Source organism: Capnocytophaga sp. oral taxon 326 str. F0382 (genome assembly GCF_000318295.1).
Taxonomy (GTDB): Bacteria; Bacteroidota; Bacteroidia; order Flavobacteriales; family Flavobacteriaceae; genus Capnocytophaga; species Capnocytophaga periodontitidis.
In genome coordinates, this window is record NZ_KB291360.1 from 1 (window position 1) to 9,208 (window position 9,208).

Here is a 9,208-nt window from a genome sequence, read left to right on the forward strand (position 1 = left end):
GATTGATGTTTGTTATAGTCATATTTTAATTTTATTGAGTGAATGAGGAGGCGGACAAGGCGGACACTATCCCCTGACACCTGACACCTACAACTGTAATGTAATAGGGGCGTTGTCCTTTGATTTGAGGGTAACGGCTTTGCTGGTTTTCAAAGTGTTTTCAGTCACATCATCACCTGAAAGATTCTGCTTGTTTTGGTTGTAATAGACTACAAAATGATACACTTCACGCTCTTCAAATTTATCTACACTGAGGGTGAAAATTGCTTTTCCTTCATCGTCGGTTGCCATTGATTTGGCGTGGAAAGTGGGTTTTGAGCCACCTTTGTGTTCCCAAGCCCACTGGTCGTAGGCGTAGACTACCCAATTTTTTAGAGGGGCACCATTGGTGTCTTTTAAGTAGAGAGTTACATCTACTTTGCCTTCCATTTTCTTAATGTCCTCTTTGCTACAAGCTACAATAGCAAGTGCAATCAATAGTGTTAAAATTGTTCTTTTCATTGTTTTATTATTTAGTTGTTAGTTGTTAGTAGTTAGACAATGCAAAGGTATTACATAATGAGCAAAAAAGCAAGGAGATAGAAAAATATTCTTACCTTTGCCATAAATTATGTAGTTTATGAAATTATTTGTCTTCTTATTGTTTTTATTGCCTTTGTGGGCAGAAGCGCAACTAATGGAACCTCTTGACAGATGGGGCATACGCACTGCTTACACACATACTAACAGCAGCAAGAGTTTTGTTTTTGTAGGTGCTTCACTCAATAGTATAGATGTAGATGCCAGTGGTTTGGCTGCTGCAGGTGCCGATGCCTTCTTTATCTTGCCTGTAGGGGCGGGTGTTTCGGTAAATACTGAAGCAATAACACCTCGTGTAGGGATTACACTCTTGAATACTATCGAATTTTACTGGGGATACTCCATTCCTTTTAAGGGAGATAGCTACTTTAGAGGGCGCACATTTTCGGTGATTGTAAATTTGTTTAGTGGATTATGAGTAGTCTTTTTGTTATTGGCATCTTTTTGTGCTTTTTCTTGGCGATACTGTTGTTTTCTAAAAAATCTCCATCGTTGTCTGACAAGGTATTGGGGGTATGGCTTATGTGCATTGGTGTTTACCTGTTGAACTACTATCTGCACTATCTGGGTTATTGGGAGAAATACCCGCATTTGGTAGGAGTTACCCATCCTTTCCCGATGCTTTTTGCGCCTTTTCTGTATTTGTACGTATCGGTGTGTGCGCGTGAAGACCAACGCTTCCATTGGCGCGACACTTTGCACTTCCTGCCCTTTGTAGTAGGCTATATAGCGATGTTCCCCTTTTTATTTGGCTATTCGGCAGAAGAAAAGGCAATAACTGATAGTGCTGATTATCACAGTGATTATCAGTGGTTTTTTACCCTTTCGTTCATTGCTTTTGTGGTGGTGAGTGGGGTGTATTTTGTGTTAGCTTATCGGAAAATTAACCACTATGAGCGAGTGATAGGTGAGAATTTTGGCTATAATGAGGGGATTAGCTTGCAGTGGTTGCAGTTGCTATTGTTAGGTTTTGTGGCTATTGTAGCTGTATTGGTAACGGTGTATGTGGTGGAATATTCTTTAGAAATAGACACAGGATTTAATATAGAAATCATAGCCTTTGCGCTGTTTATATTATTTATTTTTGCAATTGGCTTTTGGGGCATACGCTATCAGGGGATTTTTAGTGCGAGTGGTGCAGTTAATACAGCTGACAAGGTGGATGAGGCTGACGAGGTGGAGGAAGTAGAGATTTTTAATAATTTTGAAGAGGAAACCAAAGCGCCTGAGTATCGCAAATCGGGCTTGAAAGCTGAAGAAGCGCCCGAACTACACCAACAGCTTTTACAACTAATGCAAACTGAAAAACCTTACCTTGAGCCTAAACTCTCTTTAGCACAATTAGCGGAAAGGTTAGGCGTACTGCCTAATCACCTATCGCAAATTATCAACCAATACGAAGAAAAGAATTTTTACGATTTTGTGAACAGCTACCGCGTGGAAGAGTTTATCGATTTGGCTAAAAAAGATACCGACAAGAGTTTTAACCTCTTAGGACTTGCCTTTGAGGCGGGGTTTAACTCTAAATCTTCTTTCAATCAGGTTTTTAAAAAATTTAAAGGTAAAACCCCAAGTGAGTTTTTAAGCTGAGAGGTAAAATTTGCTAATTCGCTAATTATTTTATACTTTTGTCGCTTTCAAATAATTATAAAAACATTTTGTGTTATGAAAATCTTCAACAATCTTCTCGTGAGGGTGATTTGTGGTATTCTTTTAGGGATACTCCTCGGTAACTATGCACCAGAATGGTTATACCGCATACTTCTCACTTTTCAATCATTATTTAGCAATTTTCTCAAGTTTGCTATCCCCTTGATTATGATGGGACTCATTATGCCTTCTATCGCCGATTTAGGCAAGAATGCGGGTAAACTATTGCTCATCACGGTAGGGATTGCCTATGTTTTTACGCTATTTTCAGGTTTTTCTACTTATTTAGTGGGCGAGGCTATCTTCCCTTCACTCTTACAAGGCGAACAACTCGCTTCTCTTGCTGAAAACAGTGTGAAATCTGCTCCTTATTTTACGATTGAAATGCCCCCACTTGCCGATGTGATGAGTGCTTTAGTTTTCTCGTTTATCATAGGGATAGGTTTATCATTCAACGAAGAATCTAAACTCACCGATGTGATACGCGAGTTTGGCGATATTATCAAATGGTTGATTGTAAAAGCTATTATCCCTATACTACCTTTCTACATCTTGTGTATTTTTGCTGAAATTACTTATAGCGGACAAGTGGTGGCTATAATGGAGGTGTTCTTCAAACTAATCGTTATCCTCTTTGCAATGCACATTTGCTTGCTCATCATTCAGTATCTTATTGCAGGGGGTATTTCGGGCAAGAATCCTTTCAAAGCCTTGGGTACAATGCTACCTGCGTACGCCACTGCTTTGGGTACTCAATCCTCGGCAGCTACCATACCTGTAACCTTGCGACAATCGCTAAAATTAGGGATTTCACAACGCATCGCAGGCTTTGTCATTCCGCTTTGCGCCACCATTCACCTATCGGGGAGTACAATGAAAATCACTGCTTGCGCCCTTGCCTTGATGATGCTCCAAGGGGTACCTTACGATTTTTCTCTCTTTGCCGGCTTTATACTGATGTTAGGCGTGGTGATGATTGCTGCTCCTGGTGTTCCTGGAGGGGCAATTATGGCGACCTTAGGAGTGCTGAACACTATCCTCGGTTTTGACGAAAGTTTGCAAGGACTGATGGTCGCTCTCTACATCGCTATGGACAGCTTTGGCACTGCCTGCAACGTTACTGGCGACGGTGCTGTAGCACTCATTGTTGATAAAATTGCGAAGAGAGGGGATAGGAGATAGAGGTTAGGTATCAGGGGTCAGGGGTCAGGAAGCTGAACCAAAATCATCTTTAAAAATAAACGCTGCAGGGACTTTTTCGTTGAGAAGGAGTTCCTGCATTGCTTTGGTAAAGCTATGGGTTCCCACGATGTAATACTCACAATCGGTGAGGGTGTGGAGATGCTCCTTTAAAAAATCGGTATTGAGGCGCTTTTGGGTGGCGGTGAACACAGGCAGATAGGTATAGTTAGCCAAAGTGCTATGTTGTAAATCGCTGTGAAAAGCAGCTGAGGCTTCGGTTTTATTGGAGTAAAATACTACTACTTCACCTGCAAATTGCTGTTGTACTAAGGTTTTGAGCATCGGGAGTACTGGGGTAATGCCAATCCCTGAGGCGAGGAACACAATGCGCTTATTTTTTCCTTTAAGAGTGAAATTACCCATAGGAGCGAATATCGTGGCTGTATCACCTATCGCCATTGCGACAACACTTTTCTTAAAACTGCTATCGCTGAGGCGCATTGCGAACTGCAAAGTGTCATCTTTAGGATGAGAGACCATTGAAAGCGGACGCAAAGGCATATCCAATGCGGTATAACGAGGGTTATCGAGGTGCAAAACGGCATACTGCCCTGCTTTATACTCTAAACCTTTAGGTTTTTCAAAAGTGAGCAAGATAGTATTATCGGCAATGAGGTCTTTGGCCAAGAGTTTTACACAGCGTTCATCGGTGAGCGTTGAGGGTGCGTAGTTACGCCATTTCACTTGGGTTTTCATCTTGTTTGCCGTCATAAAACCGCTGTAAATCGCCCCTGAATACCCCCCACCTGAAGGCGCCCAAGCTGAGGCAAAGTATAAGTTTTTCAGTGGTGAAGTGGTGAGCATATCGCGTTTAGGGTAGGTTTGTTTCACCGATTGCACATAACCATAGGGGGTGCCCTGCGGGTTTAAAGTGTATCTTTTTATCGTTTTGGCAGTCGCTACCTCATAATACTCCAAGTACTCAAGAATAGTAGGAAATTCGGCTTCTAAACGCGCTAAAAACAACTGCGCGACCTTTTCCTTCTTCTGCTGATATTCCGCTTCACTGAGTCCTTCCCATTCTTTGAGGTAATCAATGGCACAAATTACTCCTACCGTCTTTCCCTCAGGAGCTAACTGGGCATCTACCATTCCGTAATTCACAAAAGTAAATGATTTTTGAGCCCAATCGCCTTGCGAATCGGCTTTTACATCTTTCAGTTTATAGTCGTTTTGACCTTGAATGATGGTAGAATAGTGGTTTACGCCGAGTTTTTTCAAATCGGTATTGAAACCCAAGTAAATGGTGAGCAAGGAACTGGCGAGTTCTAAAGGTGCTACCTTTTGCACTAATTTAGAGCGATAAGGCTCGGGGAGCATTTGGGCGACTATAGGTTGGGCAGCATTGGCGACCACAGTATCGGCATAGAGCGATTGTTTAGCTGCCGAACTGTTGAACGTATCACGATAGCTCACCCCCACCGCTTGGTTGTTTTCCACCAAAATCTCTTCTACAAATTTACCTGTAAGCACTTGTCCGCCACGCTTTTCAATAAATCGCACCAAGTAGTTAGACAGCGATTGCGAACCCCCTTTCACGAAGTTGCCCCCTCCGTTTAGATAGCTACCTTGTGCCATCAGGAAGTACATCAGCGAGAGGTTATAAGGGTCATCAGTATAATAACCCAAATTAGCCGTGAGCACGTTTTTGAGCGCTTCATTTTTGATATTTGCATCCAGCCATTTACCCACATTCATTGTAGAAGTTTTGATGATGGTAGGAATCAAGAAAGGCATCAGCGGGTAGAGCAATATATTGAGCCATTTGCTACGGGGGAGTCGGCGCATTTCGGCGTAAAGCCTATTGATGAGTTTAAAAAAGCGTTCGATTTCGGCTTTGCTATCGGGAAAATCGGCGATGAGTTTTTCTTTGGCTTCTGCCCCGTGATGTAGAGTACACTGGAAGTTTTGCTTCTTCAAATGGTAGAATTCGGGTACTTTTAGAAATTCTACTTCCTCAAACACACCTAAAAGTTCTAAGATAGGACGTTTAGGGTCGGTTTCGTGGAGTCCGTCGATTTCGTGCAAACCTACTTCCATTAGGTAATCTTTACGCTTAAAAGCGGTGGCACAACCGCCAGCGATATAGTGTTGTTCGAGCACAATTACCTTCTTGCCCCAGAGTGCCAAAGTAGCTCCAGCGATGAGTCCGCCCAAGCCACTGCCTATAATAATACTGTTGTAATTTTTCATCTTTGAGAAATAATTATTAATTTTGGGGCAAAATTACGGCGGTTGCGCAAGTGTGGCAATACGCAAAAATAACCATTTTTAATTGACGATGAGCACCTCAGCCTCTATGGAAATCTTGGCACAGAAGTATATCCCTTATGCCAAAATGCTTGCAAAAATAGGGAATAATGCTGTTTTTATAGTAGATAAAAACGAGCATTTCTATTTTATTTCCGATAAGTTTAAACTCTTTGGTTACGACGATATTCCTCAAAACGACAGCAACGAAATACAAGATTATCCGCTAAAACAACGCATTCACCCCGATGATTTGGAGATGAAAGAGCTCATAGATGAGAAGATTTATGAGTTTCTATCGTCCTTACCCAAAGAAGAACAAGTGCACTACAAATACATTTACGACTATCGCGGAATGGCAACCGATGGCACTTATGGGCGCGTGACTAACGAGGTGCAACTATTAGAAGTTACTGACGACAATTACCTCGCCTTAGGCATTATAGAAATTGCCCCTGACCAATCGGAGAACTTGCCGGTAAGGGTGCAAATGAAACACTGTATCACAGGGGAGATTATCCCCATAAAAATAGAAGAGGAAGATTTTGTGCTCACGCCACGGGAGAAGGAAATACTCACACTTGCCTCGCAAGGCTTTTCGAGCAAAGAAATAGCTAAAAAACTCTTCATCAGCACTTACACAGTGAATAGACACCGACAGAATATACGGGAAAAATTCAATGCCGAAAGCCTTATAGAAGCGATTAACATCGCGAGGAGAAAAGGGGTTTTGTAGGGGGGCAGGTGTTAGGGGTCAGGGGACAGGTGTCAGGGGTTAGAGGATAGATATAAAAAAACTTCCCTTTATTTTTAGATAAAGAGAAGTTTTTATTTATTTGTAAATTGACAAATTTGCTAATTGACAAATTTGCTCATTAGAATTCACGTGTACTTTCGGCATAGCCACTTTTGCTTTTGAAAACGCGTACTGTTCCTATAGGCTCTTCTACTTTATTAATAACTGATTGTTGAAAATCCTTTATTGCATCTCCAGTAAATTCACCTGAAAGGGCAACTAAATCTCTTTCTTTATTGAGAAAGAAAATAGTAAAATTATTCCCTTCTCCAGAAATAACAGCATCTACACCTCTGGCAGCATAAGTTCCCCCTGATTGGTTGAAATAATCTACTTTTAGCTTAGAGCCACTCTGATTGTAAAATTTATAAAAGAAGCCATCGTGAACTTTACCTATCAATGGCTCTTCACTTCCGAGAGTAGTATGGCTGAGCACTATTTCTCCTGTATGAAAAAGGAACCCAGAAGGAAGTTTAACCTCAGGAGGGGTTGTGCCACCATAGATAGTAGCTCCACCAGCAGCCATTTTTTGGATAAGGTCTTTAGAGGCAACTGCTGTTACCTCATTAGAAAAATTATTGTTTTTTATTCCTCCTCCTTTTTCATCATCGGATTTTGAGCAGGAAGTCATTACAAATAGTGCACATACCACTGTGCAAAGTGCATAGATTGTTCTTTTCATTTTTGTTTCTTTAAAAAAATCGGAGGCAAATGTACTATTTTTAATAGAATACCTCCAAATCTTTTAACAACAATTTAACAAACACTGGTGCTACTGCCAAAGTGCCGAAATATAATTGATATAGGATTATTTCCACTCAAAAGTTACTTTTTTTTGATAAGAAAACATCCAATATCGTAAAAAACTAACTGATAAATTGCCTAATTGACAAATAATTCTTACTTTTGTACCCTCAAACTAAAAATTCACAACAAATATGAAAAAATTTTTATTCGGTGCTTTTATAGCACTGGCAACCCTTGTAACTTCTTGTGGAAGCAAGGATAATGACACACCCACACCCCCTGAAAAATCTCCTGAAATTATAAAGGATAATGACACACCCACACCTCCTCAAAAATCTCCTGAAATCATAGGAGTGTGGCAAATGGAATCGTCTACCATAGATGGGAAACCAATGGCAGTCTCAGAATGTACAATAAAAGAAACGGTTGTTTTTACTGAAAAGACAATAGAACTTCTTTCGTTTAAGAAGAGAAATGGCAATTGCACCTATGAAAAGCAAGAGCTCTTGGCTTATACGCTTTCAGGGAATACCTTTACAACCAAAAATGGCACTACCAATTTTACCATTACTGAGGGTAAACTTGTGATAGAGGGTGCCTATATAGATGTAGATGGAAACAAAAAACCTTCTACCACTACCTATAAAAGAATTACCGAAAAAGAATTGGCAGCCCTTAGGGCAATGGAGTATAAGGCTCCTTAAAAAATAAAAAAACTTCTCTTGATGAGAAGTTTTTTTATTAGCTGTTTATCAGTCGCCGTAAGGGTATTTCTGTTTTCTTGCTGCGAATTTACGCCTATCCAATATCCCCTTTGAGGTTTAATACACTGTTACTTTTTGAGCGATACTTTCGTAGTGAGTGAAAATGCGATAGGTACCTACTTTCATTATTTTATTGTTACTGTCATCTTTTTGAGTAACTGTTAGCACATAAACCAAATTCTTAATACCTTGAGATGTGAGTTCCCCTGAAATTAGAGTTATATCGTTATTCTTTACACCTTCTGTATTAGCAGCGTGGCTTAGGAAAACGGTGAACTTGTTACCGCTACCTGAAATGATAGCACCAGAGCCTGTAGCTGTGTCGAACACGCCAAATTTCAGTACTTTGTAATTCGATTTTACCTTTACTCCTTGTTGATCATAAAACTTATATTTATAATCGGCAGCTGGATCTCCTTTGGTAAAGTAATGATCGTCGGGGTCACTGGTGTAAAGGAATTTGAGGTTGTCGAGCAAATAGATACCCTCGATATTAGGCGGATTAGTTCCTTCGTGAATGGTCATTCCGTTGGCAACCATTTCGGTAAGAGTTTTGTCGGGCAAAATGGCTTTAGCTTCCTTAGGAATGTTGAAGTTTGTAACTTCGACATCATTTTTATCCTTGTTCTTTTTGCTGTCGTTATCATCAGATTTAGAACAGCCGATAACTGTAAGCAAGGCAAATACGCCTGCGCAAAGTGTGTAAATTGTTTTTTTCATTTTTATTATTGTTTTTAGGTTTCAGGGGGTAGGGACTTTGCCAAAGTGTGGCGACACTACTCATTTGCTAATTTTCAAATTTGCTAATTAGCAAATTACTTAACTGTTTCTTGTAGTTGTTGCAATCTCTGTTCTTCTCTATCTTTTTGAATACCTTTGGAAATCATAAGAGCGAGAATTCCTATTAAAAAGAAAGTAATAGCACTAGCAATAGCAGAAAAGGTATATCTCTTCCTGATCACAGGGTCTTTATCAGTAAAGGCTCTATAGGTAGCATATAAAGGAATACTTAAAATAAGAATTGCATAGAAAAATCCTGCTATCACTAATAAGAAAATTCCTATAGCAGAGAGTGCATTATATAAAAGCAATGAATATCTAAAAAATCGCATAGTAATTAGATTTTAGGGAGTAGGTTTCCAAGAGGGTGTCCAAAAAGTTTTATTTATGTGGGCGTTTG

General features: G+C 40.2%; 10 protein-coding genes. 5 read left to right on the forward strand and 5 right to left on the reverse strand.

Going from position 1 to position 9,208, the window contains the following annotated elements; translation table 11 throughout:
* Positions 1-87 precede the first annotated feature (87 nt).
* On the reverse strand, positions 88-501 hold the full coding sequence (locus tag HMPREF9073_RS00800) for a hypothetical protein (RefSeq protein WP_009412072.1): 414 nt from the start codon (positions 499-501) through the stop codon (positions 88-90).
* A 118-nt stretch (positions 502-619) separates the two neighbouring features.
* Between HMPREF9073_RS00800 and HMPREF9073_RS00805 the strand changes: the two genes are divergently transcribed.
* The 3 genes from HMPREF9073_RS00805 (at position 620) to HMPREF9073_RS00815 (ending at position 3,411) form a co-directional block, all read left to right on the forward strand.
* Positions 620-997 (forward strand): hypothetical protein, encoded by a 378-nt coding sequence (locus tag HMPREF9073_RS00805; protein ID WP_009412073.1) that lies wholly within the window; start codon positions 620-622, stop codon positions 995-997.
* On the forward strand, positions 994-2,169 hold the full coding sequence (locus HMPREF9073_RS00810; RefSeq protein WP_009412074.1) for a helix-turn-helix domain-containing protein: 1,176 nt from the start codon (positions 994-996) through the stop codon (positions 2,167-2,169). Before HMPREF9073_RS00805 ends, HMPREF9073_RS00810 begins: the two co-directional genes overlap by 4 nt.
* A 75-nt stretch (positions 2,170-2,244) precedes the next feature.
* Positions 2,245-3,411, forward strand: a complete 1,167-nt coding sequence (locus HMPREF9073_RS00815) for a dicarboxylate/amino acid:cation symporter (RefSeq protein ID WP_009412075.1) — start codon at positions 2,245-2,247, stop codon at positions 3,409-3,411.
* Between the two features lie 24 nt (positions 3,412-3,435).
* Here the strand turns inward: HMPREF9073_RS00815 and HMPREF9073_RS00820 are convergent, their stop codons facing one another.
* Entirely contained in the window at positions 3,436-5,664 is a 2,229-nt protein-coding gene (locus HMPREF9073_RS00820; protein WP_009412076.1) for an FAD-dependent oxidoreductase, read from the reverse strand.
* Between the two features lie 88 nt (positions 5,665-5,752).
* Here HMPREF9073_RS00820 and HMPREF9073_RS00825 point away from each other — a divergent pair, with 88 nt between their 5' ends.
* Complete coding sequence (locus tag HMPREF9073_RS00825) at positions 5,753-6,457, forward strand: response regulator transcription factor (RefSeq protein WP_034555037.1); 705 nt, start codon at positions 5,753-5,755, stop codon at positions 6,455-6,457.
* Between the two features lie 139 nt (positions 6,458-6,596).
* Here HMPREF9073_RS00825 and HMPREF9073_RS00830 read toward each other — a convergent pair whose 3' ends face one another.
* Positions 6,597-7,199 carry a hypothetical protein gene (locus HMPREF9073_RS00830; RefSeq protein ID WP_009412078.1) on the reverse strand — a complete coding sequence of 201 codons (603 nt, stop codon included), beginning with the start codon at positions 7,197-7,199 and terminating at the stop codon, positions 6,597-6,599.
* Between the two features lie 256 nt (positions 7,200-7,455).
* On the opposite strand from HMPREF9073_RS00830, the gene HMPREF9073_RS00835 reads away from it, so the two are divergent.
* A complete protein-coding gene (locus HMPREF9073_RS00835) occupies positions 7,456-7,968 on the forward strand; it encodes a lipocalin family protein (protein ID WP_009412079.1) in 513 nt (170 codons plus the stop codon).
* 117 nt (positions 7,969-8,085) lie between these two features.
* Here HMPREF9073_RS00835 and HMPREF9073_RS00840 read toward each other — a convergent pair whose 3' ends face one another.
* Both HMPREF9073_RS00840 and HMPREF9073_RS00845 read right to left on the reverse strand, forming a co-directional pair.
* Positions 8,086-8,748, reverse strand: a complete 663-nt coding sequence (locus HMPREF9073_RS00840) for a hypothetical protein (RefSeq protein ID WP_009412080.1) — start codon at positions 8,746-8,748, stop codon at positions 8,086-8,088.
* A gap of 95 nt (positions 8,749-8,843) precedes the next feature.
* On the reverse strand, positions 8,844-9,140 hold the full coding sequence (locus HMPREF9073_RS00845) for a hypothetical protein (protein WP_009412081.1): 297 nt from the start codon (positions 9,138-9,140) through the stop codon (positions 8,844-8,846).
* Between the last annotated feature and the right edge of the window lie 68 nt (positions 9,141-9,208).

Excerpts from the sequence above, each read along its gene's own strand:
- HMPREF9073_RS00800 (WP_009412072.1), bottom strand. The coding sequence starts at position 501 with ATGAAAAGAACAATTTTAACACTATTGATTGCACTTGCTATTGTAGCT.
- HMPREF9073_RS00805 (WP_009412073.1), top strand. The coding sequence starts at position 620 with ATGAAATTATTTGTCTTCTTATTGTTTTTATTGCCTTTGTGGGCAGAA.
- HMPREF9073_RS00810 (WP_009412074.1), top strand. The coding sequence starts at position 994 with ATGAGTAGTCTTTTTGTTATTGGCATCTTTTTGTGCTTTTTCTTGGCG.
- HMPREF9073_RS00815 (WP_009412075.1), top strand. The coding sequence starts at position 2,245 with ATGAAAATCTTCAACAATCTTCTCGTGAGGGTGATTTGTGGTATTCTT.
- HMPREF9073_RS00820 (WP_009412076.1), bottom strand. The coding sequence starts at position 5,664 with ATGAAAAATTACAACAGTATTATTATAGGCAGTGGCTTGGGCGGACTC.
- HMPREF9073_RS00825 (WP_034555037.1), top strand. The coding sequence starts at position 5,753 with ATGAGCACCTCAGCCTCTATGGAAATCTTGGCACAGAAGTATATCCCT.
- HMPREF9073_RS00830 (WP_009412078.1), bottom strand. The coding sequence starts at position 7,199 with ATGAAAAGAACAATCTATGCACTTTGCACAGTGGTATGTGCACTATTT.
- HMPREF9073_RS00835 (WP_009412079.1), top strand. The coding sequence starts at position 7,456 with ATGAAAAAATTTTTATTCGGTGCTTTTATAGCACTGGCAACCCTTGTA.
- HMPREF9073_RS00840 (WP_009412080.1), bottom strand. The coding sequence starts at position 8,748 with ATGAAAAAAACAATTTACACACTTTGCGCAGGCGTATTTGCCTTGCTT.
- HMPREF9073_RS00845 (WP_009412081.1), bottom strand. The coding sequence starts at position 9,140 with ATGCGATTTTTTAGATATTCATTGCTTTTATATAATGCACTCTCTGCT.